The 25,722-nt window shown below is 64.4% G+C and carries 31 protein-coding genes, 1 other RNA gene and 1 riboswitch; of the genes, 14 read left to right on the top strand and 18 right to left on the bottom strand.

The window, feature by feature from the left end:
- The first annotated feature begins 33 nt into the window (after positions 1 to 33).
- Positions 34 to 1,179, top strand: coding sequence for a glycerol dehydrogenase (locus CXR00_RS04475; protein ID WP_104053279.1), 1,146 nt, complete (start codon positions 34 to 36; stop codon positions 1,177 to 1,179).
- Here CXR00_RS04475 and CXR00_RS04470 read toward each other — a convergent pair.
- The 6 genes from CXR00_RS04470 to CXR00_RS04445 all read right to left on the bottom strand — a co-directional run bounded on the left by CXR00_RS04470 (position 1,176) and on the right by CXR00_RS04445 (position 6,993).
- On the bottom strand, positions 1,176 to 2,468 hold the full coding sequence (locus CXR00_RS04470) for an ABC transporter permease (protein ID WP_104053278.1): 1,293 nt from the start codon (positions 2,466 to 2,468) through the stop codon (positions 1,176 to 1,178). The two genes, CXR00_RS04475 and CXR00_RS04470, sit on opposite strands and share 4 nt — an antisense overlap.
- Positions 2,465 to 3,142 carry an ABC transporter ATP-binding protein gene (locus CXR00_RS04465; RefSeq protein ID WP_104053277.1) on the bottom strand — a complete coding sequence of 226 codons (678 nt, stop codon included), beginning with the start codon at positions 3,140 to 3,142 and terminating at the stop codon, positions 2,465 to 2,467. The genes CXR00_RS04470 and CXR00_RS04465 overlap by 4 nt, the downstream gene beginning before the upstream one ends.
- Complete coding sequence (locus CXR00_RS04460; RefSeq protein WP_104053276.1) at positions 3,139 to 4,749, bottom strand: hypothetical protein; 1,611 nt, start codon at positions 4,747 to 4,749, stop codon at positions 3,139 to 3,141. Before CXR00_RS04460 ends, CXR00_RS04465 begins: the two co-directional genes overlap by 4 nt.
- On the bottom strand, positions 4,750 to 5,766 hold the full coding sequence (locus CXR00_RS04455) for a hypothetical protein (protein WP_104053275.1): 1,017 nt from the start codon (positions 5,764 to 5,766) through the stop codon (positions 4,750 to 4,752).
- A gap of 178 nt (positions 5,767 to 5,944) precedes the next feature.
- Positions 5,945 to 6,313, bottom strand: coding sequence for a hypothetical protein (locus CXR00_RS04450; RefSeq protein WP_104053274.1), 369 nt, complete (start codon positions 6,311 to 6,313; stop codon positions 5,945 to 5,947).
- Positions 6,310 to 6,993: a DUF6308 family protein gene (locus CXR00_RS04445; RefSeq protein ID WP_104053273.1), complete on the bottom strand. Its 684-nt coding sequence runs from the start codon at positions 6,991 to 6,993 to the stop codon at positions 6,310 to 6,312. The genes CXR00_RS04450 and CXR00_RS04445 overlap by 4 nt, the downstream gene beginning before the upstream one ends.
- 89 nt (positions 6,994 to 7,082) lie before the next feature.
- On the opposite strand from CXR00_RS04445, the gene CXR00_RS04440 reads away from it, so the two are divergent.
- The 3 genes from CXR00_RS04440 to CXR00_RS04430 all read left to right on the top strand — a co-directional run bounded on the left by CXR00_RS04440 (position 7,083) and on the right by CXR00_RS04430 (position 9,493).
- Entirely contained in the window at positions 7,083 to 7,637 is a 555-nt protein-coding gene (locus tag CXR00_RS04440; protein WP_104053272.1) for a GNAT family N-acetyltransferase, read from the top strand.
- Between the two features lie 75 nt (positions 7,638 to 7,712).
- The gene (locus CXR00_RS04435) at positions 7,713 to 8,618 is read left to right on the top strand and encodes an ABC transporter ATP-binding protein (RefSeq protein WP_258060265.1); all 906 of its coding nucleotides are present in this window, start codon (positions 7,713 to 7,715) and stop codon (positions 8,616 to 8,618) included.
- Entirely contained in the window at positions 8,615 to 9,493 is an 879-nt protein-coding gene (locus tag CXR00_RS04430; protein WP_104053271.1) for an ABC transporter permease, read from the top strand. The genes CXR00_RS04435 and CXR00_RS04430 overlap by 4 nt, the downstream gene beginning before the upstream one ends.
- 1 nt (position 9,494) lies before the next feature.
- Here CXR00_RS04430 and CXR00_RS04425 read toward each other — a convergent pair whose 3' ends face one another.
- Both CXR00_RS04425 and CXR00_RS04420 read right to left on the bottom strand, forming a co-directional pair.
- Positions 9,495 to 10,088: a GNAT family N-acetyltransferase gene (locus CXR00_RS04425; RefSeq protein ID WP_104053270.1), complete on the bottom strand. Its 594-nt coding sequence runs from the start codon at positions 10,086 to 10,088 to the stop codon at positions 9,495 to 9,497.
- Entirely contained in the window at positions 10,088 to 10,672 is a 585-nt protein-coding gene (locus CXR00_RS04420; RefSeq protein WP_104053269.1) for a GNAT family N-acetyltransferase, read from the bottom strand. The genes CXR00_RS04425 and CXR00_RS04420 overlap by 1 nt, the downstream gene beginning before the upstream one ends.
- Positions 10,673 to 10,786: 114 nt before the next feature.
- Between CXR00_RS04420 and trxB the strand changes: the two genes are divergently transcribed.
- Positions 10,787 to 11,764: a thioredoxin-disulfide reductase gene (trxB, locus tag CXR00_RS04415; RefSeq protein ID WP_104053728.1), complete on the top strand. Its 978-nt coding sequence runs from the start codon at positions 10,787 to 10,789 to the stop codon at positions 11,762 to 11,764.
- A 64-nt stretch (positions 11,765 to 11,828) separates the two neighbouring features.
- On the opposite strand, the gene CXR00_RS04410 is transcribed toward trxB, so the two are convergent.
- The gene (locus CXR00_RS04410) at positions 11,829 to 13,052 is read right to left on the bottom strand and encodes an Nramp family divalent metal transporter (protein WP_104053268.1); all 1,224 of its coding nucleotides are present in this window, start codon (positions 13,050 to 13,052) and stop codon (positions 11,829 to 11,831) included.
- A 371-nt stretch (positions 13,053 to 13,423) separates the two neighbouring features.
- On the opposite strand from CXR00_RS04410, the gene CXR00_RS04405 reads away from it, so the two are divergent.
- Positions 13,424 to 15,058, top strand: a complete 1,635-nt coding sequence (locus tag CXR00_RS04405; RefSeq protein WP_104053267.1) for an HNH endonuclease signature motif containing protein — start codon at positions 13,424 to 13,426, stop codon at positions 15,056 to 15,058.
- Positions 15,059 to 15,148: 90 nt separating this feature from the next.
- Here the strand turns inward: CXR00_RS04405 and CXR00_RS04400 are convergent, their stop codons facing one another.
- Positions 15,149 to 15,430, bottom strand: a complete 282-nt coding sequence (locus CXR00_RS04400) for a PLDc N-terminal domain-containing protein (RefSeq protein WP_181032469.1) — start codon at positions 15,428 to 15,430, stop codon at positions 15,149 to 15,151.
- A gap of 234 nt (positions 15,431 to 15,664) precedes the next feature.
- Here CXR00_RS04400 and CXR00_RS04395 point away from each other — a divergent pair, with 234 nt between their 5' ends.
- Entirely contained in the window at positions 15,665 to 16,150 is a 486-nt protein-coding gene (locus tag CXR00_RS04395; protein WP_146068445.1) for a hypothetical protein, read from the top strand.
- Between the two features lie 14 nt (positions 16,151 to 16,164).
- On the opposite strand, the gene CXR00_RS04390 is transcribed toward CXR00_RS04395, so the two are convergent.
- The 3 genes from CXR00_RS04390 to CXR00_RS04380 form a co-directional block, all read right to left on the bottom strand.
- On the bottom strand, positions 16,165 to 16,533 hold the full coding sequence (locus tag CXR00_RS04390) for a DUF1622 domain-containing protein (RefSeq protein ID WP_104053264.1): 369 nt from the start codon (positions 16,531 to 16,533) through the stop codon (positions 16,165 to 16,167).
- A 110-nt stretch (positions 16,534 to 16,643) separates the two neighbouring features.
- Positions 16,644 to 16,940, bottom strand: coding sequence for a hypothetical protein (locus tag CXR00_RS04385; protein WP_104053263.1), 297 nt, complete (start codon positions 16,938 to 16,940; stop codon positions 16,644 to 16,646).
- Positions 16,941 to 17,050: 110 nt separating this feature from the next.
- A complete protein-coding gene (locus CXR00_RS04380; protein WP_146068444.1) occupies positions 17,051 to 17,404 on the bottom strand; it encodes a hypothetical protein in 354 nt (117 codons plus the stop codon).
- 170 nt (positions 17,405 to 17,574) lie between these two features.
- Here CXR00_RS04380 and CXR00_RS04375 point away from each other — a divergent pair, with 170 nt between their 5' ends.
- Positions 17,575 to 18,771 (top strand): MFS transporter, encoded by a 1,197-nt coding sequence (locus CXR00_RS04375; RefSeq protein ID WP_258060264.1) that lies wholly within the window; start codon positions 17,575 to 17,577, stop codon positions 18,769 to 18,771.
- Positions 18,772 to 18,815: 44 nt separating this feature from the next.
- On the opposite strand, the gene CXR00_RS04370 is transcribed toward CXR00_RS04375, so the two are convergent.
- The 3 genes from CXR00_RS04370 to CXR00_RS04360 all read right to left on the bottom strand — a co-directional run bounded on the left by CXR00_RS04370 (position 18,816) and on the right by CXR00_RS04360 (position 21,028).
- Positions 18,816 to 20,279, bottom strand: a complete 1,464-nt coding sequence (locus tag CXR00_RS04370) for an amino acid permease (protein WP_104053261.1) — start codon at positions 20,277 to 20,279, stop codon at positions 18,816 to 18,818.
- Between the two features lie 66 nt (positions 20,280 to 20,345).
- Positions 20,346 to 20,711 carry a multidrug efflux SMR transporter gene (locus CXR00_RS04365; RefSeq protein ID WP_104053260.1) on the bottom strand — a complete coding sequence of 122 codons (366 nt, stop codon included), beginning with the start codon at positions 20,709 to 20,711 and terminating at the stop codon, positions 20,346 to 20,348.
- 2 nt (positions 20,712 to 20,713) lie between these two features.
- Positions 20,714 to 21,028, bottom strand: coding sequence for a multidrug efflux SMR transporter (locus tag CXR00_RS04360; protein ID WP_104053259.1), 315 nt, complete (start codon positions 21,026 to 21,028; stop codon positions 20,714 to 20,716).
- A 10-nt stretch (positions 21,029 to 21,038) separates the two neighbouring features.
- Positions 21,039 to 21,103: riboswitch (guanidine-III (ykkC-III) riboswitch) on the bottom strand.
- A 97-nt stretch (positions 21,104 to 21,200) separates the two neighbouring features.
- On the opposite strand from CXR00_RS04360, the gene CXR00_RS04355 reads away from it, so the two are divergent.
- Positions 21,201 to 21,548 carry an antibiotic biosynthesis monooxygenase gene (locus CXR00_RS04355; RefSeq protein ID WP_104053258.1) on the top strand — a complete coding sequence of 116 codons (348 nt, stop codon included), beginning with the start codon at positions 21,201 to 21,203 and terminating at the stop codon, positions 21,546 to 21,548.
- A gap of 24 nt (positions 21,549 to 21,572) precedes the next feature.
- On the opposite strand, the gene CXR00_RS04350 is transcribed toward CXR00_RS04355, so the two are convergent.
- Positions 21,573 to 22,514 (bottom strand): SMP-30/gluconolactonase/LRE family protein, encoded by a 942-nt coding sequence (locus CXR00_RS04350; RefSeq protein WP_104053257.1) that lies wholly within the window; start codon positions 22,512 to 22,514, stop codon positions 21,573 to 21,575.
- 115 nt (positions 22,515 to 22,629) lie between these two features.
- Between CXR00_RS04350 and CXR00_RS04345 the strand changes: the two genes are divergently transcribed.
- From CXR00_RS04345 to ssrA, 3 genes are all read left to right on the top strand, one after another.
- Positions 22,630 to 22,929 carry a hypothetical protein gene (locus tag CXR00_RS04345; protein WP_104053256.1) on the top strand — a complete coding sequence of 100 codons (300 nt, stop codon included), beginning with the start codon at positions 22,630 to 22,632 and terminating at the stop codon, positions 22,927 to 22,929.
- Positions 22,930 to 22,976: 47 nt separating this feature from the next.
- Entirely contained in the window at positions 22,977 to 23,471 is a 495-nt protein-coding gene (locus CXR00_RS04340; protein WP_207377051.1) for a hypothetical protein, read from the top strand.
- Positions 23,472 to 23,582: 111 nt separating this feature from the next.
- Positions 23,583 to 23,952, top strand: a transfer-messenger RNA (tmRNA) gene (gene ssrA / locus CXR00_RS04335).
- Between the two features lie 45 nt (positions 23,953 to 23,997).
- On the opposite strand, the gene CXR00_RS04330 is transcribed toward ssrA, so the two are convergent.
- Positions 23,998 to 24,372, bottom strand: a complete 375-nt coding sequence (locus CXR00_RS04330) for a DUF4440 domain-containing protein (RefSeq protein ID WP_181032468.1) — start codon at positions 24,370 to 24,372, stop codon at positions 23,998 to 24,000.
- Between the two features lie 160 nt (positions 24,373 to 24,532).
- Here CXR00_RS04330 and CXR00_RS04325 point away from each other — a divergent pair, with 160 nt between their 5' ends.
- Together CXR00_RS04325 and CXR00_RS04320 are read left to right on the top strand one after the other, a co-directional pair.
- Positions 24,533 to 25,429 carry an ABC transporter substrate-binding protein gene (locus CXR00_RS04325; RefSeq protein ID WP_181032467.1) on the top strand — a complete coding sequence of 299 codons (897 nt, stop codon included), beginning with the start codon at positions 24,533 to 24,535 and terminating at the stop codon, positions 25,427 to 25,429.
- 50 nt (positions 25,430 to 25,479) lie between these two features.
- Positions 25,480 to 25,710, top strand: a complete 231-nt coding sequence (locus tag CXR00_RS04320; RefSeq protein WP_146067184.1) for a hypothetical protein — start codon at positions 25,480 to 25,482, stop codon at positions 25,708 to 25,710.
- Positions 25,711 to 25,722: the final 12 nt, after the last annotated feature.

The following is a 25,722-nucleotide window of genomic DNA, read 5'->3' as shown; positions in this document are numbered from 1 at the left end:
CGGCCGCCGTCGGAACCGCCTCAGGAGCTCACGATGAAGCAGGCACCAATTCGTACCGTCATCAGTCCCGGCCGCTACGTGCAGGGCGCCGGCGCCATCCACCGGCTCGGAGAGTTCCTTAGCCAGGTCGGCAAGACACCGCTGCTGGTGGCCGACGACGTCGTCTGGGGCTTTGTCGGCCATGACATCGGCACGTCCCTGCAGGTTGCCCAACTGCCACTCACCCGGGAAGTCTTCAATGGAACACCCACGGCCGTTGAAATTGACCGGCTGACCGGTGCCATCCGCGCCGCGGGCGCTGACGTGGTGGTGGGAGTGGGCGGCGGCAGCACCATCGACGCGTGCAAGGCCGCCGGCGACGCAGCCGGCATCCGCTGGGCATCGGTGCCCACCGTCGCTTCCACTGATGCGCCGACGTCGGCGCTCGCCGTCGTTTACACCGCAGACGGAGCCTTCGAGGAGTACCGGTTCTTCACCCGGAACCCGGATCTGGTGCTGGTGGACTCGCAGATTGTGGCCAACGCTCCGGCGTCGTTCCTTGCCTACGGGGTGGGCGACGCGCTGGCCACCTGGCTGGAAGCACGCGCCACGGCTGCGTCTTTTTCGCTGACCATGGCCGGCGGCCTGCCCACTGAGACCGGCACCGCGCTGGCGCGGCTGAGCTGGGACGTGCTGTGGGAGTTCGCGCTTCCCGCCCTGGATGCCGCCCGGGACAACCTCGTCACGCCGGCGCTGGAAAAGGTTATCGAGGCCAATACCCTGCTGTCCGGACTGGGGTTCGAGTCCGGCGGACTGGCTGCAGCCCATGCCATCCACAACGGCCTAACCGCTGCACCCCAGACGCATGGCCTCGCCCACGGACAGAAGGTGAACATCGGCTCACTGACGCAGTTGGTGCTGGAGGGCGCTCCCACCGCTGAGATCCGGGATTTTGTGGAGTTCACAACGCGCGTCGGCCTGCCGAACACCCTTACCGAGGTGGGTTTGTCCGTGGACGACGCCCGTGAACTGGATCTGGTGGCGGAGGCTTCCACTGTTCCCGCTGAGACCATGAAGTCCATGCCGTTCGATGTTGGTCCAGCCGACGTCAAAGCCGCACTGAAATCCATCGAACGGTTCTCACGCCGGGTACGCCGTGAAGCGGGGCTGCCGGAACCGGTGCCGTACAAAGCGCACTAGGCTCCCCGCAGGGCCACGACGGGTTCAATGCGCGTGGCCTTGCGGGCCGGAAATCCGCCGGCGACCAGCCCGACGAGTGCTCCCAGGAGCGCCCCGCCGCAGGCGAGAAGCGGGTTGAGGACGGGCGTCCACTGCTGGGACAGGGAGATTCCGATGACGGTGAAAACTCCCGCGGCCGCGCCGAGGATCCCGCCCAGGAGTCCGATAATGACTGACTCCGCGACGAACTGCGCGGCAATTTGGCGCCGGGTGGCACCGATGGCACGGCGCAGACCGATCTCTCCGGTGCGTTCCATGACGGAAAGCATCGTCACGTTCGCAATTCCAACGCCTCCGGCCAGAAGCACCACCACGGACAGGACCACAAAAATGAGGTTGACGTCCGCTTGGACATTGCCCGCGAGCTGGGAGCGTCCCTGCGGGGCTGCGACGTCGATGCGCTCGGGCTCATCGGGGGAGAGGGAGAGGGCAGCCTGGTCCGCCACCTGGGGGCCGGCGCCAACAACAATGCGCGCCTGCACCTCTCCCGGCGCACCAAGGCCAAAGTCTGAACGGGCCGCGCCGGTGGAGATGACAACACTCTCCAGCAGCTCGGAGCGCTGCTGGACGTCGCCGAAAACACCGACGACGGCGTACGGCAGGCCGTCGATGAAGATGGACGGTTGGGAATCCACCCGGGTGATGCCAAGACGGTCTGCGAGCCGGTTGCCCAACACAGCCACGCGGTCATGCCGCTGGTCGTGTCCGGCGTCGAAGAGCCTGCCGTGCAGGACGGTGCCCTCCAGCGTGTCGATGAGTCCGGGGGAGGCGGCAAAAACCCGCGGCGGTGAGGTGAGGGGTGCGGAAGGATCATTGACGGGAACGGCGGTGACGGTGCCTTCACGGAGTTTCACTTCGGTGATTAATGCTGCCTGTTCGATCCCTGCGAGGCGTTCCATGCGTTCCACTGCGTCCCAGGGGAGGGAAGCGGTGGCAACGCTGTTGCCGTCGGAGTTCTGGGCCGTGGCGGGAGACGCGATGACCTGGGTGGCGGCGAAGGCGTCGAACTGTTTGGCCAGTTGTCCGGCGGTGGTCTGGGCGAAGCCCAGGGTGGCGACCAGGGCTCCGATGCCCAGGATGGTTCCAGCAAGGGTCATCAGGAGCCGGCCCGGCCGTGTCCCGAGGTCGGAGGTGGCTTCGATCAGCAGGTCGATAAAACTGAAGCGGTCTGCGGAAGGAACGGGGGAAAGGAGTCCTGCCGCCTGCGGGTCGGCAGGGGGACGGTTTCGTGTGACGCGGGCGAGCTTCATACGGGCGTGACCACCCTTCCGTCGGCAATCCGGACGCACTGGGGTGCACGCCGGGCCACGCCCTGGTCGTGCGTGATGATGACCAGGGCCAGCCCGTCGGTCACCAGTTCCTCGAACAGCGTCATGACATCCTGCGTGGTGCCGCCGTCGAGGTTGCCGGTGGGCTCATCGGCCAGAAGCACGCTGGGGCGGGTGACGACGGCGCGTGCCACGGCCACGCGCTGGCGCTCGCCTCCGGAGAGGGTGCCGGGCAGGAAATCGATGCGGTGGCCGAGGCCAACGCGCCGGAGCGCCTCCCGGGCGCGGTCAGCGCGCTCGATGCGCGGGGTTCCGCTGTAGAGCATGGGCATCATCACGTTCTCCAGGACCGACCGCCGCGGCATGAGGTGAAAGGCCTGGAAAACAAACCCGATGCGCTGGGCGCGGACTGCAGCGCGCGTGTCCTCGTCCAGAACTCCGGTCAGATGGCCGTCAAAGCGGTACTCGCCCACACTGGGCCGGTCCAACAGGCCGAGGATGTTGAGCATGGTGGATTTGCCCGATCCGCTGGGACCCACAATCGACACGTAGTCGCCCTGGCGCACAGTGAGGTTGATGCCCTTCAGTGCCTGCACTTCGGGTGGACCCGGGAAGGACCTTGTGACATCACGCAGTTCGAGGAGGGGGACACTCACTTGCCCACCACAACAAGGTCCCCTTCGGCCAGTTCCCCTTCCACCGGGATGACTTCCACGGCACCGGGAGTTGCCAAACCGCTGCGGACCACCACCAGCCGGGTGGCCGTCCGTTCGCCCTCACGGGGATCTCCTTCCACCACTTCCACGCGTGTTTCGCCCCCGGGCCCGGCGGTGAGGGCCGCGTAGGGAACGGACAAAACATCGCCGTCGGTGGCGCCGACGGCGATCGACACGCGAACGTTGGTTCCCTGGAGTTCCTGGATCTGCTCCGGCGTCAGGGGGTCCGGCTGCAGCTGAACGGTCCATCGCGCGGAGTCGCCTTCTCCGGCTGCAACGGACGTGATGTTGGCCCCGTGCGCGGTGCCGTCCGGCAGGTCAAAGGACGCTTTGTCCCCGGCCTTGAGGAGGCGGGCATCAGCTTCCGCTGCGGAACCGGACAGTCCCAGCGTTGCGCCGGAAACTGTCATGGAGGATCCCTCCAGGATGGAACCCCGGGCGGTAGTGACGGTGTCGACGCGGCGGGGCAGATCGGCCAGGTACAGCACCTCTGAGGCAGGCAGTGACGGCAGCGCAGCCTGCTCGGCGAGGACCAGGTCCTCCTGGGCCTGCGCGAGCTGCACCGCAGCGGCGTCAACTGCTGCCCGCTGTGGAGCGTCGGTTCGGTCGGCGCCGATTTGCTGCCGGCGCAGTTCAGCCAGTTCAAGGGCATCCACCAGGTTGCCGATCTGCAGCGCATCCCGGGGTGTGGCCTGCTGCGCGGCGGCCAGCTCTCGCTGTGCGGCGGCTACGGCATTGTCGGCCTCCCGGATCTCCACGGGTGTTGCACCCACCGGCGTCATGGCCAGCTCGTTCTGGGCTGAGGACAAACCCTGCTCCGCCATCCGTACAGATTCCTGCGCTGCGCGGACGGATTCGGCGCTTCCCTCCTCCGACTCCGGAAGCGAATACCCGGCCGCGGCGTAAAGGGTTGCGACGGCGTTGGCTGCGTCTGCGCCGAACACCGGGTCGGACGGATCGCCGGCGTCGATTCCCACCGTCCGAACCGCCGTCTTGAACTGGACCACGTCGGGGCCCGATGCGCCGAGGGAAAGGGTCCGGTAGGCAGGCAGTTCGCCGGGCAGGACCATGACGGGCCGGCCGGCAACCTCCAGGGCTATCGATAGGGGCTTCAGTTCCGCTCCAACTTCCGGCACCTGGCCCGTGACCACGGCGGGGCCGGCTATTGATGTGGTGTCGATGCGCACTTCCACCGGGTCCGCGTAGGCCACCTCTCCGCGGATGGTTACGTCATTGCTGAGCTGGCCGTACTGCACGGGAACGGTCACCAGCCCCGGCACCGGAGGCTCGGCCGCACCTGCTGCGTCAGCCGGCGAGACCAGAAACCGCCCCAGCAGCAGGCCGGCAACCAGGCTCAGAACGGCGGCAGCAGCCACAATCCAGAGAGTTCGGTTACGTTGGAAAACGGTGATGATACCTGCCCATGCTGATGACCGTGCGGGAACGTCCTGCTCCTGGGCCCGGTCCGGAGCCTCTTCCAGGAGCAGACCCAGGCCAGATGCCTGGTCCGCCGGCCGGTCGGCACCATTGCGTCCAAGCCCCGCCACTCAGTTGCCCTGCTCGATGTCCGCGCGGAAAGCTTCCAGCTCGGCCTTGTGGTCATCAATGAACTGCTGCTCGAGCTCGAACTGCACGCTCTCCATGGTGTCCTTGTAGTTTGTCTTCTCCCGGCAGTCCAGGTCAGCGAGGGCGAGGGTAATTTCTTCCTCGGCCAGCTCGTCCATGTCCGGTTCGACCATTGCGCCGGGGTCAACAGCCTCGGCGGTGGCGCTGGTGCTGGCACTCACCCCGTTGTAGGCGGAGTTCATCTTTTCATTGATGCTGTTCTGCGCATCCATCTGAGCCGTGAACCCTGGGTGTCCGGCGTCGGCCATGCAGGAGGACCACTCGGCATCGGCCTCGGTGAGTTCCGGGGAACTCATCATGTCCTCGTAGAGGGTATTCATGGAATCAATCAGCGGCTGGTGCTTCTCGGAGGTGTTGACGTCGTCGCCGTTTATTTCATTCTCCGACCATCCGTAACAGCCCGCGGTGGTCCAGTCCCATTCCGTCATTTCCCCCTCGGCGGGCATGTCCTCTTCGTCGGGAGTGGGGCCGTGGAGCGCCTCATAAAAGGCGGTTTGCTCAGATTCTGACAAACTGGAGACATAATCCGCGTTCGGATCGACGTATTCCTGTTCGCTGGCCACGGGCTCGTCATCCCGGCCGGGGAAATTGATCATTCCATAGCCGTATTGGGACACCCATTCCCGGGAATCAGGATTCCATTCCGTGTCCGTTCCCATGGAAAATGACACGTCCTGGACATTCGGCGTGTACTCGAAACCCTCCTCCGTCATGCACTGGGCCACGAGGTCTTCCCGCTTGCGCTCACGTTCGGCGTATTCCTTCTCCTGCTCCTCCACGCTCATCCCGCTCTCATAGGCGGAGGACATGAATTCAGCCAAAGGGGAATCTTTGGCGGCAGGAGTTTCTTCAGCTTCACCGGACGAACCACACCCGCCGAGGACGATGGAGAAACACAAAGCGGCAAGAAGCGCAGCAGCGCGCGGAGAATGGTGCACGGATATCCTCTTTTAGGAGTGCGGGCGGTGAACCTGCGGGCTCACGTACTCAAAGAATGCCTCACAACCGGCCCGGAAATATGCTCGAGGCCAGTAACGTTTTCATCTCATCTGCAGACGGCATTAAATGGGGAGAAATTCCGGTGCGCGGCGACGGTTCGGCCGCCCTTTCCTTCGGTTAGGGTTCCCCGGCTGGAACGGACACCGAGGTTGTAGCCGGCTGTGGATCGCCGGTGCCGCCGGATCCCGTTGTAAAGAGGAAAACCGACGCCAGAATGCCGATGGCCAGCACGACGACGAGCAGCACGCCGCTGGTGATGGCAACGACCCAGGCGCTGCGTGGCTGCGGCCGCCGCCGAACCAAAGCCACGACCGCGAGCACCAGGGCGAGCCCGGCCAGCGGAAAGAACAGCGGTATAAGGACAATGGACAGAACCAGTGCCGTGAGGGCAATGATGCCCGGAGGCGTGCCCAGCCACGGGCTGGCCGGACCCGGGCGGACGGTGGTTCCGCCAGCGCCGGACGGTGGAGACGGGCGGGCGCTCAAGACTCCAGATCCTCCTCCTGCGGCAGGAACCCCTGCCGCTTGCCGTGCATGGACAGCACAATGTCCAGCACCCGAAGGCCGGAAATGGGCTCAGTGATCCCCGACTTGGCGCGGATCTCCGTCAGCCGTTCGGCAAGAACCCCGTCCGCAAAGGAGGCGTGCCAGTACTCCCACTGGTCCTTGGGCCCGGGCACCGCCGTCACCCGGCGGATGATGGAGTCGTACACCGGAATCAGCCGGGGCCGCTTGCGGGCAAGGAGTTTGCTGGCGGTGCTCGGGCCCACGCCCCAGCCGCCGTCGTCGTCGTGCCTGCCGCGCAGGAGGTTCCACAGCTGGCGCGCCGGGCTGCCGGCGCCCAAATCCTGCACCGCGTCCGCGTCGGGCAAATCGACGTCGGCCGGGATGGAAGCCAGCAGGTCGAAGATGTCCCCGGCCCGGGTTTCCAGCAGGGCAACGGCTGTCCGCGCCGGGATCTTCACCGAGCGGAAGGAGGCGGCCACGACGTCGTCGGCCGTGAACCGGTTCACCACATCCGGGGCATCGCCGCCGCCGGCCCAGGAATCAAACCGCGAACTGCTGCGGACCCTGCCGGTCCGGGGCATGAGTTCGGTGAAATAGTCCTGCAGATTCCGTGCAGCCGACTCAACGGTGATTTCCCCGGTCGAAACAACTCGTCTCATGAATATCCCCAAGTCTGGTTTGGAATGGGTGGGAATGCTGGTGGACACCTAATGACCAACACCCTACTGGTGTCGGATAGGCTCCCACCATGGTTATTAACTTTCGCCTGATGGCCGAATCGGAGTCTGAGGCGGAAGCAATTGTGCAATTCCTGACGTCAAACAGTTTTCCTTTCCATATGACGGCACAACATACGGCGGAGTCGGCACGGGAAGCGGTGGACAGCGGCAGGTTCTGGTCTGAGGAATCGGTGGGCTACTGGATCGTCGCTGATGCCAAAACTGTCGGAATGGTGGTGCTTGATGACCTGGAGGAGGACACCCCCATGTTCGACCTGCGGCTGGCGGAGGACTTCCGCGGCCGGGGACTGGGGCCGCAGGTCCTGAAGGCCCTGTGCTCACTGGTGTTTGAAAAGTTTTCCGATCCGGTGCGGTTTGAAGGCCAGACGCGGGAGGACAACGTTGCCATGCGCAAGACTTTCGTCCGGGCAGGCTTTCTCAAGGAGGCCCATTACCGCCTCGGCTGGCCCACAGCGGACGGTACGCGGGTGGCTTCGGTTGCCTACGCCATCCTGCGGCAGGACTGGGAAAACAACGAAACCACGCTCTTCGAATGGGACGATCTGCACCAAACCTACCGCTAGACTTTCCCCAAACCGGCTGCGGCTGCCGGAGAATCCGGGGGAATTGTGGCAATCAGCGGAGACACCGCTATATCCGTGCGTGGGCTGACAAAGAAATACGGTGCCACCACAGCTGTTGACGACCTCTCCTTTGAGGTTCACCCCGGCACCGTCTTCGCCTTTCTCGGAGTCAACGGCGCCGGTAAATCCACCACTATTTCCTGCCTCACCACCGTCATTCCCTTCAATGCCGGTGAAGCCACCGTCAGCGGGCACGACGTACGCAGCGAGGCCGGCGAAGTCCGTAAGGACATCGGCGTCGTCTTCCAGGACTCGTTGCTGGATCCTCTGCTCACCGGCCGGGAAAACCTGCGGACGAGGGCCAAATTCTATTCGGCCGACACCGCGGCCAACGATGCCCGGATCCAGGAGCTGAGCGCCATGATCGGGATCGACGAATTTGTCGACCGCCGCTACGGCACCTATTCCGGCGGACAGCGGCGCCGGGTGGACATTGCCCGCGCACTGCTGCATTCGCCGTCGATCCTCTTCCTGGACGAACCGACCGCCGGACTTGATCCGGCCAGCCGCGCCATGGTCTGGTCCACCATCCGCGAGCTGCGGGACCGGCACGGACTCACCGTCTTCCTCACCACGCACTACATGGAGGAAACCGAGGAAGCGGACCGCGTGTGCATTATTGAACGCGGCCGGATCATCGCCGACGGCACGCCCGCCCAGCTGCGCGCCCGGCACAGCAACTCCGTCCTGAGCATCACCACGGACAACCGTCCGGCGCTGCTGGCGCTGGCAACCGCTGCAGGCGCCGGCATCCGCGACGAGGACGACGGCGGGGTGGTGCGGCTCGTCGTCGACACCGCCGACACGGCCCGCCGCATTTTGGCGGAACACGGGGACTCCGTGGCGGACTTCGAATTCCGGCACGGAACCATGGATGACGTTTTTCTGGCGCTGACCGGACACGAGGGGGAGGGCGCATGAACATCATCGGAAACCTGATGCAGCGCAACCTGCGGCTGTTCTTCCGGGACCGGATGGGCGTGTTCTTCTCGCTGCTTTCGGCACTGATCCTGTTCCTGCTGTACACCTTGTTTCTGGGCAGCACCCAGATCGACAGCCTGCAGAGTTCTTTCCCTGCCGCCACGAGGGACGAGGTCAAGGGCTTCGTGGACACCTGGATGTTCGCCGGGATTGTCGGCATTACCTCCATCACCACCGGCCTGGGCGCCATGAATGTGTTTGTGGAGGACTCGTCGTCGGGCCGTTTCCGGGATTTTCTCGTGTCCCCCATCCGCCGCGAACAGTTGATTCTTGGCTATTTGCTCTCCGCCGGCGTCGTGGCGCTGATCATGACAACGGTGGTGCTGATCATCAGCCTGGCCTACCTGTACCTGGTGGACGGGATCAGTTTCGACGCCGGTCAGATCGCCACGGTCTACGGCTTCCTGGCGCTGAGCTGCGTGGCGTTTGCGGCGCTGAGCGCCTTTGCGGTCTCTTTCGTCCGCACTTCCGGGGCGTACTCAGCCCTGTCCACCATTGTGGGCACGATTCTTGGTTTCCTGGCCGGCGCCTACATTCCGGTGGGTGCCTTGCCTGAGGGTGTGCGCACCGTGGTTAACGCTCTGCCGTTCATGCAGGCTGCGGTGCCCCTCCGCCAGGAGATGACGGCCGACTCCCTTCAGGTCCTGGCATTGGACCAGCCGGAGGCAGTGATTGAGCTGCAGGAACTCTTTGGGATCACTGCGTCGGTGGGGGACTGGACGGTCACCAACGCCTACGTGGTATTCGTCCTCGCCGCCATGACGGTGGTGTTCACCCTGCTGGCTGCCGTGCAGATCCGGCGCCGCATCGGCTGACTTAGGCTGTTGGGACCGGCAGGGCGGGCCGCGGATCACGTGCGAGGATACCCATGCTGATCGCATCCACCCGCTCACCGTCCCAGAGCAGAGCCTCGCGCTGGCGGCCCTCCACTGTGAACCCGGCCTTCTCATAGGCGCGCTGGGCCCGGGGATTGAACGCAAAAACCTCCAGCGCCACCCGGTGCAGGCCCAGGTCATCAAACGCGTGCCCGACGACGGCGGCCGTCGCCTCGGTCCCGTACCCCTGTCCCCGCACGTCCGCCGGTGCCAGGGCAATCCGGAATCCGACCGACCCGTTGTCGGCATCGAGGTCATTGAGGACCACTTCGCCCAAGTACCGTTCCTCCGGGTGCTGTTCGTCGGAGCGCCGGATGACGGCCCAGTCCCCGCGGTCATGCTGTCCGGCGAGCCCGGCCAGCCATGCCTGAATCTGTTCGGGGGTGAATTCTGAGTGGGTTCCGGTCAGGCGCCGTGCTTCCGGATCCTGCAGGCTGGCCCAGGCGCCTTCAAAATGTTCCGGCCCGAGCGGTTCCAGCCGGAGCCGGGCGGTGGTTAAGGTGGCCTGGTTGGCAAAGAGGTTTTCGGGAAGCATCAGATCAGCCTACTGGGGTGTCCGGATTGGTTTCCCGCTGCCACTTCGAAAATGATCTCCAGCCCGTCTTCCTTATCCCACTGGGAACCGTTTTCCTCGAACCCGTACTGCAGCACCAGGTTGTGGGATGCTTCGTTATCCGGGCTGATAGTGGCGCGCACAGTGCGGACGTCCGGCTCGCGGGCGGCCCGGGCCAGCAGCAGTTCCAGTGCGGCGCGGGCGTAGCCGCGGCGGCGGAACATTGGATCCACGGAATAGCCCAGTTCCACCATGCCGTCCGAATCCGGCGGTCCGTGAAAACCTGCGCAGCCCACAGCCTGCCCCGACTCCGTGTCGACGATGGCCCCGGTGATCCAGCCGGCGTCGTCGGGCGCTGCCGCAAGCTGGGCGCTGCGCATTTTCCACAGCGACTGCCGGTCGGAGGAAAAATGCCGGGTGAGGGGAACGGGGGAGTGCCGGTTGGCGGTGTCCAAGTCTCCTGCTGCCAGCGCGTCAATGGCAGCCACGGGCAACTGCGCCAGGTGTACGGCAGGCCGCCGGGAAGAGGGATGCTGCCGGGCGGGAGTCGGTGAAGGAGAGGGCATCGCTCCATTATGGCGGCGCCGGCACGGAACTTCTTTCCGGCCGGAGCCGGGGCGGTCACACTGGGATCAGTGCCCTTGCTGTTCCCCACCAGACCGCACGCCAAGGACTACCTCATGAATACCGATCAGGTCATCATCATCGGCTCCGGTCCGTCCGGCTATACAGCGGCCATCTATGCGGCCCGGGCTGGGCTGAAACCGCGTGTCCTTGCCGGATCGGTGACCGCGGGCGGAGCCCTGATGAACACCACCGAGGTGGAAAACTTTCCCGGCTTTCCGGACGGTATTCAGGGCCCGGACCTGATGGACAGCCTGCGCCGGCAGGCGGAAAAGTTCGGTGCCGTGGTGCAGTACGACGACGTCGTGTCGGTCGATTTGGGCGGGCACATTAAGCGGGTGGAGACCGGCGGCGGCGACAAATACAAGGCACGCAGCGTCATCCTGGCCACGGGATCCGCGTACAAGGAACTGGGTTTGCCGGAGGAGAAGCGGCTCAATGGCCGCGGCATCTCATGGTGTGCCACCTGTGACGGTTTCTTTTTCCGGAACCAGGACGTGCTGGTGGTGGGCGGCGGTGATTCCGCCATGGAGGAGGCTCTGTTCCTGAGCCGGTTCGGACGGACCGTCACAGTGATTGTGCGGCGCGGCGAGCTGCGGGCCTCACGCATCATGGCCATGCGGGCCAAGAGCCACGAAAAGATCCGCTTTGAGTGGAACAGCGAAGTGACCGCGGTGCACGGCCAGGACAAGGTGACGGGGGTGACCCTTACCGACACGGTCACGGGAGAACGGCGCGAGTTGGCGGCTACCGGGGTGTTTGTCGCCATCGGGCATGTGCCGCGCACCGAACTGCTGTATGGGCAGGTGGACCTTGACGCGGAGGGTTACATAACGGTGGCGGCACCCACCACGGCTACCTCCGCCGACGGTGTTTTTGCGTGCGGCGATGCCGTGGACCACCGCTACCGTCAGGCCATCACCGCCGCCGGCACCGGGTGCGCCGCGGCTCTGGACGCCGAACGCTATCTGGCCGCGGTGCAGGATGCTGACAGCATTGCCACCGCGCTGGTGGAGGGGACGCTAAACGACTGAGCAGGGGACCGGTGACACGGAGGTTCCCGTCGTCGTCGTGCTGTGGTGGTGGACCTTTCCGGCGCTAAGCCGCGCCGGTGAAGGTCAGCACGAGCAGCGTAATGTTCAGCCCCACCAGCAGAATGGCCACCACCACTCCCAGCGCGGTGGTCCACCAGCGGTTGGTGTGCACACCCATTAGATCCCGGCGCGAGGTTAGCCACACCAGCGGAATCAGGGCAAACGGAATGCCGAAGGACAGGATGACCTGACTGAGGATGAGCGCCCAAGTGGGGTCGACGCCGGCCGCCAGGATCAGCAGAGCGGGAATCAGCGTGATCAGGCGGCGCAGCAGCATCGGCATGCGGACCTTCAGCAGCCCTTGCATGATTTCGGCGCCGGCGTAGGCGCCTACGGAGGTGGATGCCAGGCCTGAGGCCAGCAGGCCGACGGCAAAAAGGGTGGCGACGGCGCCGCCAAGGGACGCAGCGATTGCCGCGTGCGCACCTTCCAAGGTGTCGGTTCCTGCGACGCCCTGGAGGGAGCTCGCTGCCAGGAGCAGGATCGCCAGGTTCACGGTTCCGGCGACAGCCAGAGCAATGGTGACATCCCAGCGGGTGGCGCGGATCAGCCTCGGGGTCGTTAGGAAAGCCGTGCGGTCCGGGAACCGGTCCCGGGTGAGTGCCGAATGCGCGTAAATGGCGTGCGGCATGACCGTGGCGCCAAGAATGGATGCTGCGAGCAGCACGGATTCGCTTCCCTCGAAGCGGGGGATGAGGCCGTCAGCAACGGCGCCCCCGTCGGGCGGGGAAATCACGATTCCGGCCGTGAAGCCGACGGCGATAATCGCCATCATGGACACGATCACGTACTCAAACGTGCGGTGACGTCCGCTGCCCTGAAGGCCCAGAACAGCCATGGATATGACCCCGGTAATGACGCCGCCGAGGAGCAGCGGCAGGTCGAACAGCAGCCACAAGGCCACGGCGCCGCCGATCACCTCGGCCACATCGGTGGCCATGGCTACGAGCTCCGCCTGGAGCCAGTAGAGGCGGCGTCCGGTTTTGCGGCCCAGGCGTTCTCCCAGCAGTTCGGGCAGGGACTTGCCGGTGACCAGTCCAAGTTTTGCGGAGAGGTACTGGATGAGCCAGGCCATGATGTTCGCGGCAACCACAACCCACACCAGCAGGTAGCCGAACCGGGCACCCGCCGTCATGTTGCTGGCCACGTTTCCCGGATCCAGATAGGCGACTCCCGCAACCAGCGCGGGTCCCAGCATCCAGATCAGGCGTTTGGGAACAGCGGGCATTTCGGTGGGGGTAGCGGACACAGGGGAAGGTGCGCCTGTTGCCGGCCTGGCAGGCCTCAGGAGGGCAGTCTTGCGGCTCATGACAGCAACGTAACACAAAAGTTCGGTGGCCCGAAGATGGCGTAGCGGGGATGGCGAACTTTTCCGGTGGGGTGGGAGGGTGGCTCGTCCACGGTGGGTCGGACGGCGGATGGGGGAACCGATGTAGGTCGCTTTGACGGTGTGTGCCGGCGCGGCGTAGGCAGCCCCTCCTCTGGCAAGTAGTTATAGAAAAAAGTCGAGTATTTGGGACGTCCCAAAGTGGTCTGTTTTGGGGTTTTTGGGGCTGTTTTCGGGACGGAAATGTCGGTGGCAGGTGAAAGCCTGAAGCCATGGATCAGAACGGATCTTTTCGACGCGGTGGCACTGGTGAAGCATCCGGTGCCGGGCAGGCTGCCGGCCCGAGCCTGTCGATTTACAACGCTGAGCCGGATAGTGCCCCGAGGGATCCCAGAACCACTCACCTGGATCCGTCCTACCGGGACGGGCTTACCGGTTCGTTGGTCCTGCAGGGTGCGGAGTCCCTGACCCAGGACGAGTCCTCAGCGGTGTTGTCCCGGTTGGATGCTTTGGTGCGGTGGGCGCAGGCCCAGCAGGCCAAGGTGCTGCACCGGATGGAAATCCTCTTCCGTGATGATCTGCTTGAAGATGTTGGCCGGGAGGATCCGGCCCTGACCTTCAGTCTGGCGGCGGAGGAAGCCGCAGCCATCCTGCACCTGCCGACGAACACCGCGAAGATGCTGATGAGTGAGGCGGGACGGTTATGCACCACCCATACCGCAACGCTGGCCCGGCTGGAGGACGGGAGCCTGGGTTACGGGCATGTGCAGACGGTGCTGGACCAATCCCAGAACGTCCCCGAACCCGACCTGGCCGCCTTCGAAACTGCCTTGCTGGAGGCCGCTGGTGCGGGGCAGACGTCGTCCCAGTTCCGGGTGAAGGCCAGAAGGCTGCGCGAGGGCCGGTATCCGGAGACCGTCCCGGTCCGGCACCAGAGTGCTTTTGAACGCCGGCGGGTGTGTTTGGTGCCGGAGGAGGACGGGATGTCGTGGCTGTCGGCGTTATTGCCCGCAGCCCGGGCTCAGCTGGTTTATACGCAGCTGACCACGGCGGCGCGCGGTGAGCAGGGGGCCGGAGATCCGCGGGGAGTGGATCAGTTGCGGGCAGACATTCTGGCTGACCTGCTCGACGGTGAAGAGGATGCCAGGGAAGCCGTAGGACGGGATATCGGTGGCCGAGACAGCGTGGGGGCCGGTGACCGGGACAGCAATGGCCGGGACGAGCGGGACAGCGGTAACAAGGACAACCAGGCCCGGATACGTGCCCGGGCCCGCACCGAGATCCTGGTCCTGATCACCGCCGAAACCCTCTTCGGTGCCGACGAACAGCCTGCCGAACTGCACGGATACGGGCCGATCAGCCCCGAAACTGCCCGCCGACTTGCCCGGCAGGCAGCCCACTGGACACCTGTGGAACGAAACCCGGACACTGAGGAAATTCTGCGGGTCGGGCGGCGGCGGAAAGTCCCGGCCGGGCTGCAACGCTGGCTGCGGGCACGGGACGGAACCTGCCGGTTCCCGGGATGCCGGACCAACGCCGTCATCGCCGAGATAGACCACACCAGACCGTGGTCCCACGGCGGGACCACCGATCACGACAACCTGGAGCACTTGTGCCGGCGGCATCACATGTTCAAGTCGCGGGGTTTTTGGAAAGCACAACAACACAGTCCCGGAATTATTGAGTGGACGTCACCGGGCGGTCGAACCTACCGGACCGATCCGCACCTCACCCTGGCCGCAGGACCAAGCGCAGGACCAAGCGCGGGACCAAGCGCGGGACCAAGCGCGGGACCAAGTGCGGGACCCAGGGGGGAAGCCACGAAACCTGCTGTAAGGCGGATGTCGGGCTGGGCCCCTGCGGGTGAACCTCCGGAAGACTACGGCGACGATCCGCCACCCTTTTGACGATAGTTCGGACGATCCGCCGCCCTGCTGTCGGCCATTCTCATGATCCGATCTCATGACCCGCCGTGTCTTCGCGGCGCTTGAGCAGTCCTAGGGATCGCGGACTTCCAAGAGAATTTCTGGCCCCTCCAACGTTGAGGGCTTATCGCCGCCGTCGGTGGGAAAGGCCGCAGTCCGCCGGTGGGAAGCGGCCAACCACAGCACCGACCCCACCACCGGAAGCAGCACAACAGCAAGCATCCACCCGCGACGTGCCGAGCTGGAAACCCACGGAGAACCGGCCAGACTGTAGAGCGCTGCGGCAGCCAAAGTGAGGTACAGAACCAATGACAGCACCACCAGAGGAGCCCACATCAGGTATTCGATAGGCATAACGAAAACCATGCTCTTTCATCATGAACGGAGTCAGAACAAACAATGAACGGGGTCGCGCCGTTTATTTGGGGGTGGACGCCATTCCAGAATAGGGTTCCGGCAGGACAAATAACCTCATCCCCTGTGATGACATGCGGGCGATCCGTACCGTCCCCAAGTAGTACGTCCGGGAGCTGCCCGTGCGCCTGGCGGGAAACATGTTTAGCCGTGAATCTCGCCTAGCCTTAAACCATGAGCACCACATCCCCGGCACGGTCCATGGTCCGTCCCGCAGCCGTTTTTTCTGCTGCTGCGGCGGCGTTAAGCCTCCCGATGGCTCTGCTGGTTCCTTTGTGGATCACAGCAGGACGGATGCTGTTTGGCATCCAGGGGAACCTGGTAGTGATCTTTGCGGCAACTGTTGGGCCGCTGATGGCCATCCTGATGTTGTTGTCGGCAGCGCGCATCACAGTGGCTGCCGCCCGGCGGCCGCGTTTCGGGGCACCATTGCGCACGTCTTTTCTTCTGCTGGGGCTGTGGCTGGCAGGCGGGGCCTTTGGTTTCCTGGTGCCCGACGTCGGCGGAGAACCAGGGCGCGACGGTTCAGTAATGTCCGCGCTGGTCGGAGCGGAAGCGGCAGGCTTCTCCGCCGCACTGGCCAACCCGGTGGGCATACTGACCCTGGGGCTGACCGCGGCTCTGCTCGTTGTGTCGGTGAGGGACAGTCGCCGAGCCTAAGCCGGGTCGGCCGGTCACTTCGGCGGAGGTGCCGCTTCGGCCGGGCGGGCCTGCTGCCAGGGCAGCCGTCCGGTGACTTCCAGTTGCAGGGTGTAGCTAAGGAAGGTCCGTATCAGGACGATGAGAGCCAACACCCCGAGCGATTCAAACGTGGGAGTTACAGCCACGGTCCGGATGATGTCCGCTGCAACCAGCAGCTCCAGGCCCAGCAGAATGGACCGGCCCAGCTGCTGCCGGTACGCCTCATAGACAGGGCGGCCCGTACGGCGCAGAAGGGTGCGCACCACGGACACCGTAGCGAGGACGGCACCAACAATGATGACGGCTACCCCGGCCAGGTCCACAAGCTCGCCGGCGGCTTCAATGATGCCCTTGAATTCCATGCTCTGCTCCACTCACCGGCTCCAATGGTTGCTCCCGTGGGCCGAACCGCCCGTACCTCCATAAGCGGGTGGGCTCCGGCCCATGTCAAGGGAAGGGGTCCGGAAGGGCTTCAGGCGGCCGTCGGCAGAAGTTCCCGGGAAGAACGCTCCGGAGAAGAACCTGCGGCAGCGCCGGGATAGTAGAAGGCCCAGTCGTCATAGGGGTCCTGCCACGATGAATCATCCCGGGCGACGCGGCGGACGTTTTCAGCCGGCACCCAGCGATTGTGGGCGCGCCCGAGGTCGTCAATCCAGTGCAGGAGCACCGAGACGCGGGTCCAGGCGCAAGCCTTGCCGTCTATGATCGACGACGTCGTCTGGAAACGGACGTACGGCTCGCGGCGGTAGGGGGCGTGGGTGACTGTCATGGCACAAGACTGTCGTGCGGCACTGACATTTGATGTGCCGCTCGATCCGGTTCCGTCAGGTGGCCGGGGCGGGGACCTGACGGAACGCCGGGAGTTCTAACAACCGGAAGTCAGGAAGCCAGATCCCGCCACTTGGCAGCGGCTTTGTTGGTCAGGGCTGCACTGTGGTCGGCAACCCTGCGCGGAACGAGACGAATAACGGGTGCAAGCTCCGAGAAACCGGGACGGGCGGAGCTGCCAGCGGGGAGTTCTGTACGCGCAGGCTTGTTGACAACCATGTAGAAAATGGCCATTCCAGCCACACCCAGGGAAATGAGGGTCACCACGCCCAGCCCGTAAAGGGCCAGCATCGCGTAAAAGGGGGTATCAAAGAGGCCGGCTATGAAGTTCGCGCTACCCAGCAGCAGCCACAGCCAAAAGACGGCCACCAGCACGACCATGGTTCGCCCGCGACGAAAAAGCATGGCGGATTTTTTCCGCACAGAAGGCACTGTTTGAGACTCCCCGCCCATTTCTACTCCCCCAGCTAATAGGCCTGGTTATACCGGCCCTAAGCAGATGATAGCCGCTATTTGTCAGTGCGTTGTTCACCGGTGAGCCAGAATGTACTGTGTCGTTGCGAGAAGGGCAGAAAGTGAACAACAAAGCGGGTCCCGGACTTTTGTTTGTGCTGGTGTGTGCAATGGGTGCCGGGCCCGTCATGAATTACGGCATCAGCGCCACGAGCACGCTCATCATCGGCGACCTGGGCATCAGCGAGGCGCAGTTTGGACTGCTGGCCACGGTTTGTTTCCTCAGCGCGGCGTTGTCTTCCGTGTCCCTGGGCAGGCTTAGCGACAGGATTTCCGGACGTGCCCAGCTCATCCTTATTTTCGGAGGCACGGCTCTCGCACTCACGCTGATGGCTGTGTCCGGAAGCTATTTGTGGCTTTTGATTGCCGTAGGTTTGGCGGGACCGGCACAGGCGATTTCCAATCCCACGACCAACAGGGTGATTGCGCACCAGGTGGACCCTGTCCGGCGTCCCGGCTGGTTGGGGATCAAGCAGTCCGGTGTGCAGGCGAGCCAGCTGTTTTCCAGCCTCTTCTTCCCCGCTGCGGCGCTGCTGGTCGGCTGGCGCGGCGCCGCCGCCGGAGCCGCCGTCGTCATGGCGGTGCTCCTGATGTATTCGTGGAACAAGCTGCCTGCTGCACCGCCGGCGCTGCCAAGGACGGGTGCGGCTTCCGGCCCGCGCGACCGGTTCCCGCCCACGGTCTGGCTGCTGGCCGGGTTTGCCCTGTTTTCGGGCGCCGGCATGCAGGCCACCAACGTTTACCTGCCGATGTTTGCGCAGCGCGAGCTGGACTTTTCACTGCTGATGGCCGGAGCGGCCGCCGCGGTTGCCGGAGTGGTTGGCGTAGCGGCCCGGGTGCTGTGGGGCCGGCGGATTGCCGGCGGAACCGCGGTGGCGTCGCTGCTGCTCATCTTGGCGCTGGGAGCCATCGGAGGGACGGCGCTTCTGCTGGCCGCCGGGCAAACAGGGATGCCCGTACTTCTGTGGACCGGAGTGGCCCTCCACGGGGCCACGGTGCTCGGGGTGAATGTGGTGGTGATGGCAGGAGCAATGCGGGAGGTGGAACCGGGCCGGGTAGGGGCGGCATCCGGTGTGGTCTCGCTGGGAATGTACGTTGGATTCGCCTCGGGTCCGCTGGCCATGGGACTGCTGCTGCAGTATTCGGGAGGATTCCTCGCGGGCTGGTTGTTTGTGGCGGCCGGCTACCTTCTGTGCGTGGTTCTGGGCCTGGTCCTTCGCTCGATGACCGCACGTAGCTCAGCCGTCGTGGAGAGGTGAAGTGCCGTTGCGGAGAGCTGAAAATATGCCGTCGACTCTGCGCCTCAGGCGGTTTCCGGCGCCGGCGGGGGCTTGGCCAGACGCGGACTGTTCGGATTCAAAAGCGAGTGGCGGCGGCCGTAGAACCAGTAGATGACAACGCCGATCACGAGCCAGATGGCAAAACGCAGCCAGGTCTCCCAGTGCAGCTGCAGCATCAGGAAGCCTGAGGACAGCACGCCGAAGGCCGGAATCCAAGGCATCAGCGGCAGCCGGAACTCCCGCGGAGCGTCCGGCTGCCGCCGGCGGAGCACAATCACAGCCACCGAAACCACCACAAATGCCGCCAGAATGCCGATATTCGTCAGATCCGCCACGGCACGGATCGGAAACACTCCGGCCAGCAGTGCCGAGGCAATTCCGGCAATCCAAGTGACCCGCTGCGGTGTACCGTGCCGGTCCGTTCCCGAGAACCAGCCCGGAAGCAGTCCGTCGCGGCTCATGGAGAACCAAACCCGGGTGACGCCGAGCAGGAAGGTGAGCATCACGGTGAGGATGGACAGCACGGCGAAGGCGGAGATAACGGTGGCAATGACCGGAAGCCCCACGGCCTGGAAGGCGGAGGCAAATCCGGCGGTCGGGCTGATCTCGGTGTAATTCTGCATGCCGGTCAGGACCAGCGTTGCCAGGACGTACAGGACCATGGCCACGGCCAGCGAAAGCAGGATGGCCTTTGGCATGTGTTTTTTGCCGTCGGTAGCTTCTTCAGCGGCCGTGCTCATCGCGTCATATCCAAACACCGCGAAGAACACCGTAGCCGCACCGGTGAAGACAGCACCGAAACCGTTGGGCAGGAACGGTGTGTAGTTGGCCGTATTCACGAAGAAGAATCCCAGCCCCACAATGAAGAGAATCAACAGCACTTTCAGGCCGACCGCCACCAGCTCGAAGCGCCCGAAGGTCTTGGTGCCCCGGCTGAGGATCCAGGTAATGAACAGGCAGACCACCAGGGCCGGCACGTTCACGACCCCGCCCTCAACGGTGTCGCCGGTGCCCTGCATCCAGGCCGGAACGTCAATGCCGATTCCGCTCATGAACTCGGTGAAATAGCCCGAGATGCCAATGGCAACCACGGCCACAATGGCCGTGTATTCCAGAAGCAGGTCCCAGCCGATAAACCAGCCAATGATCTCGCCCAGAGCCACATATCCATACGTATAGGCGGAACCGGCTCGCGGGACCATTCCGGCAAATTCAGCGTAGGACAGTGCTGCTGCAGCACTTGCCAGCCCCGCGACAAGGAACGAGATCAGCACGCCTGGACCGACGCCGGGCGCGTCAGGCCCGCCGTTGGCAACCAAACCCGCAAGGGTGAAGATGCCGATGCCAATGATGCCGCCGACGCCGATAGCCGTGAGCTGCCACAGCCCCAGGCTTTTGAAGAGTTTGCTGCCGCTCTTTTCGTCTTCGACCTCGTCGATTGGCTTGCGCCGGAAAAGGGAGGAAGACGCGTTTTCCGCTGTGGACATGGAAGGCTCCGATCATCGTTGCCGGTACCGCGGTGCGCCGGAGCATTCCCGGCGCTCAGAGCAGTATCAACCCGCCGGGTCCCTGGGAACAGTGTCTGGGCTCTTGTCCCGGGGAGCAGACTCCACAAACTTCAGGCCGACCACACAGCCAATGATTCCGGCCAGGAAAAGGATCTTCAGCAGTCCGGGCTGTTCGTTGCCGAACACCATGGCATACGCGACTGTCAGGACGGCGCCCAGCCCGGTCCATACGGCATACGCCGTGGAGACGGGAATGGAGTTCATGGCGTAAGCCAGACCCACCATGGAGGCCACGCATGCGGCAAGGAAGATGATGGAGGGGACCAGGAGGGTGAACCCGGCTGAAGCATCCAGGGCGGTGGCCCACACGGCTTCAAGGACGGCGCTCAGGAGCAGGACAATCCACGGCATGTTTAGCCCACCACCTTCAGGCCGATAACACAGCCGACGACGCCCAGCAGCAGCAGGACCTTCAGTGCGGTGGCTTTCTCGCCGCCAAAGGCCATCGCGTAGGCAGCCGTCAGCACTGCGCCGATTCCCACCCAGACCGCATACGCGGTGCCCACGGGAATGGACTGCATGGCCGCCGCGAGTCCGGCCATGCTGAGCAGGAGGCCGGCGGCGAAGATCACCGTAGGCCACACCCGGCGGAAGTTTTGCGATTTGCCCAGTGCGGTGGCCCAGACGGCCTCCAGCATGCCGGAGAGAACAAGGATGACCCATGCCATGACTAAATCCTTTGGCCAGTCTTGTCGCTGTCCGGGTACTGAACCGTCGTCCGGAGACCGGGATCCGGTCTTGGCTACTTAGGGTAGCAAACGCGGCAGCGCCAAACCGGACAGCCCTCCCGGATACTCCCGCACCGGGGGTGTTCGCCGCCGGATGTGGGGATAATGGGCCATGAGCATCGTCAAAATCAACGCCATAACTGTTCCCGCCGACTCCGGAGACGAGCTGGCCCGGCGGTTCGCCGCACGCGCCGGCGCCGTGGACGGGCAGGAGGGGTTTGAAGGGTTTGAACTCCTGCAGCCGACCGATGAGCGCACCACCTGGCTGGTGGTTACCCGCTGGCGGGATGAGAAGTCTTTCCAGGACTGGGTGTCATCGAAGGATTTTGCCCATGGACACGGGCAGGAAACGGCCGACGGCGGCACCTCGTCAGATTCCCGCCGGGCCCGGCCGGTGGGAGTCAGCGCCGAGCTGTGGAGCTACCGCCCCGCCGGAGGAAGCGAAGGAACGGCAAACTAGGCACTCCCTGCGGACCTTCCGGCGTTAAGCCTCGGAGGTCCGCAGTGCAGCAGCGGCATCGGTGACGGTGGTCCGGATCCGGTACAGGCTCGATGACGCGGTCATGTACAGGGTGCGGCCGTCGTCGCCGCCAAAGCAGACATTGCTGACGGTTTCCGGAACAGCTATCTGCAGGATGCGTTCACCCTCGGGCGAAAAGACCTGCACGCCCTCCTTCGAGGAGGACCAGAGATTCCCGTGCACGTCCACGCGGAAACCGTCGGGAACTCCCGGACCAACCTCCACAAAAATCCGGCCGTTTCGCGCAAACCGGCCGGAGACGACGTCGTACGCGTGGATCGCGTGACCGTGCAGCCGCGGCCCGCCGTCCATGGCGGGGGTGCCCAGCGAGGTATCGGAGACGTAGAGGATGGATTCATCCGGTGAGAAGGCCAGCCCGTTGGGGACCTCAACGTCGATGACCGCCGGTGTCAGCTCACCGCTGGCCGGATCGAAGCGGAACACCCAGCGGTCGCCGTACTCTTCCTGTCCCGGATGCCCCTCTTCCTCCTTCTGGATGCCGTAGGAGGGGTCGGAAAACCAGATGGTGCCGTCGGACTTCACAACGACGTCGTTGGGTGAGTTCAGCCGCCGGCCGTTCCAGGAGTCCACAAGCGTGGAAACGGAGGGAACAGCGTCGGGCGCGGTGCCGGTGTCGCGCTCAATGGCACGCCTTCCGTGCGAGCACTGGATCACGGCGCCCTCGCGGTCGAGGGCACGGCCGTTGGTAAATTCGGCATCCGCGGCATAAACCTCCAGAGCGCCGGTGGCCTCGCGGTACTCCAGGATCCGGTTGCCCGGGATGTCGCTGAAGCGCACGGCGGAACGGGCAGGAATCCACACGGGCCCCTCGGCCCATTGTGCTCCGGTGGCCACCTTCTCCACTGCGGCGTCCTGGGCGAGCAGAGTCTGCGGCGTTGTCGGCATGCGCGGTCCTTTTGGTGTTGTGGGAAGTTTGCTCACAGTCTAGACACACTCCGGCCGCTGCCGCGGAGGGATAGGCTGGGAGCAGTAATCAGCAGCCAAGAGGAGAAAAACCACTGTGAGCGCACTTCTGACCTCCCTCGTTTCCAGCGCCGGCCTGATCGGCGGCTACAAGACCGCCCGGGATACCGGCAACCGCCAGCTTGGCGGTGTGGTTCTGGCTGCGGCGGGTACGGCGGCCTTCATGATGTGGAAGCGCGACGCCGGAACCGGCACCGCCGCTGCCCTTACCGCCGGTTATGTGGCAGCGTTCGGGCTGTCCCACCCGCTGGCCAAGAAACTCGGCGCCTGGCCCTCCGTCTATACGGTCACCGCTGCCACGGCGGCTGCTTCGCTGATTTTCGGACGCCGCCGCTAATGCGGCCTGAGCCGTCCTGATTCGACCCACCTAACCAGGAGGCAGACATGGCAGAATCCCGTGGACGCATGCTCTTGAAAGCCGCCGGACAGGGTGCCGTCGCAGGTCTGGCAGGGGTGGCCGCGATGACCGCAGGCGAGAAACTCGAACAAGCAGTGACCAGCCGCCCCAACTCCTACGTTCCGGCCCGGACGCTCCTGAGCCTGCTGGGCAGGCACCCCGCTCCGGATGCGCAGCCGCCGGTTTGGAACCACGCCATGCACTGGGGGACCGGTGCCGTGCTTGGTGCGCTGCGCGGTGTCTGGTCCGTGACCGGTATCCGCGGGCCCGAAGCCAACACCGGGTTCACCGTGGTGCGGCTGGCAACGGACCAAACCTTGGAAAACGCCACCGGTATCGGTGCTCCGCCCGCAACCTGGCCGGCGAAGGAAAGAGCCGTCGACGTCCTGCACAAGGTCGTCTACGCGTGGGTCACCGGAATGGTGTCGGACGCCTGGATTGCGCCTGCCCTGGAATCGCGGCAGGGAACCACCAGCCATTGATTGCAGCGCCACGGAGGGTTCCTGCCCGGGAATCATCCGCGGTACCGTGTCGTTATAAATGGTGGACGCCGGTAGCAGGCGGCGGCCCGGAAGGGCTTGGCAACTGAATACGGGGATGATCGGTTTCGACGATGTCTGTTGAGTCAGGGGAAGCGGGCCGAGAACGCAGAGTTATCTCGTAAACGCTCTCTGCAAAAAAATAAGTGCCAAACCTATGCGCACTGACTTCGCTCTCGCTGCCTAAGCAGCCGGAGTAGTCCGTCAGCCCGGAGCCGCTCTCGCTCCGGATCCTGGCGTCGTTTAGAGGGCCACTGCTGAACACTCCCGCCGTCTGGGTGTTCGGGACTTTTGGACGGCTGGGCCCGGATCAGCCACTTGTTTGCAGGATGGCTGGGGCCGAGAAAATCCGACGCATACTGCGCCCGGAGAAGCCCTGGCAATACAACATCGGACGGGGGTTCGATTCCCCCCATCTCCACGCAGCGGCATTGAAAGGCCTGTCCCCAGGGGCAGGCCTTTCGCGTTTTCATTCGCTGCTGCCCAGGACGGGAGTTCCCTGATGGAAGCGGAGACGCGGCTGCCCGGACGAGGTGTCCCATACGGAGGTATGCCGGCTTTGCCGGTGCCCGGGATCCTCCGTGGTCCCGGTTTGGATCCGGTAGGTAACCAGGACAAGGTGCGGAGCCAGATCCGAGAATTCCCATTCATCCGTCTCCGGGGCAGGCCGCTGCTCCTCGTCGCCGAGGGACTCAATCATCTCTTCACGTGTCCACCGCCGCCCCGAGCGTCCGATCTCCAGGAACCCAGGGTGCAGCAGGCGGCGCAAACGTGCCCCATTGCTCCGGGTGGAGGACGCCAGAAGCTCCAGCTCCGAGGCTCTGATCTGGCCGTGTGTCCCCATGCGTTCAGTGTGCCGCATCAGGTTGTAGATGGCCCTTATTACCGTGGGTTCTTTTCCAGCACGGTGCGCCTCCCTACGCTGGAACATGGACAGGGGGCTTCCTTCAAGAGATCAAGGACCTTCAATGGCACAGCCAGGCAGCAGCACAAATCCCCTGAGAATGGGCGTTTTTTCAATCTCGGCAGCGTTGGCGGCGGGGGAGAAGAAGGGATACTTTGCGGACAATGACGTGCATGTGACCTTGGAACAGGTGGAGTCCCCTGAACAGCAGTTCAGGGACTTCGACGCCGGAAATTACGACGTCCTGCAAACCTCCTGGGACAACGTGGTCAACTACCGGTGCAACGCTTCCAATGACCTGGGACGCACACTGAACGTCCTGGCTGATTTCGCCCTGGATCTGGGGATGGGCCTCAGCGTCATCAGTCCACCGGAAATCACGTCCCTGGAGGCGGTGCGGGGAGGCGAGGTGGCCGTGGACGCACCGAACAGCGGCTACGCGTACGTTCTCTACTCCATCCTCGAAAAAGCCGGGCTGCGCCGCGACGCCGACTACACGGTGGTCAGCTCCGGCAGCGTTGCCGAACGCTACCGAAAGATGACAGACGGCTACGCCGCCGCCACTTTGCTGAGCGACGGACTGGAAGTACTGGCAGGCCAACAGGGGATGAATAATCTGGCCGACGAGTCAGCGCTTGGCCTGCCCTACGTCGGGAGCGTGGCCGCCTGGAACGGGGATTGGTATGACGAGAACCGGGATACGGCCCTCCGTTTCCGGGAGGCTTATGAGGCTGCACTGGCCTGGGCTCTGGAGCCAAACAACAGGGACGAGGCCGCTGACCTGATCGCCAATGCCCGTGACCTGCACGCGCCGGATGCCCGCCGGGTGCTCGACGCCGAACTTGGCCCCTGGGGTCTCGCCCGCGACACGGATATCACCGATGAGACCGCCCGTGCCGTTATTGGACTGCGGAAGCAATACAACGGATTCGATGCCGATCCGGCGGTGAATCCCTACGGGGACCTGTCCGCGTTCTTCGTCAACAGCGGAGCTTGAAAGCCCCGTTTCTCGCAAAAGGAAAACGTTTCCGGCAAAGGAGAATGCTGATGTCCGAAGCAGATGACCGCCCCGCTGTACCTACCGAAAACGAAGCCGATGCCCAGGAACAGCAAACCCCTGCCATCCCCGACGGGCAGGAGGATGCCGGATCCCAGGACCCGGTGCAGGCACACGGTGACCCGCTGCGTGCTGACGGTTCGGAAGCGGACCGCTTGGAGCAGAGTACGGAAAGCGGTGATACCGACGAGGACGAGTATCCCCGCGGGAATGCTCAGTAACCGGTTGGGCTG

Source organism: Arthrobacter sp. 9E16 (assembly GCF_002929435.1).
GTDB classification, from domain to species: Bacteria; Actinomycetota; Actinomycetes; order Actinomycetales; family Micrococcaceae; genus Arthrobacter_B; species Arthrobacter_B sunyaminii.
This window is presented reverse-complemented; position numbering and strand designations above follow the sequence as displayed.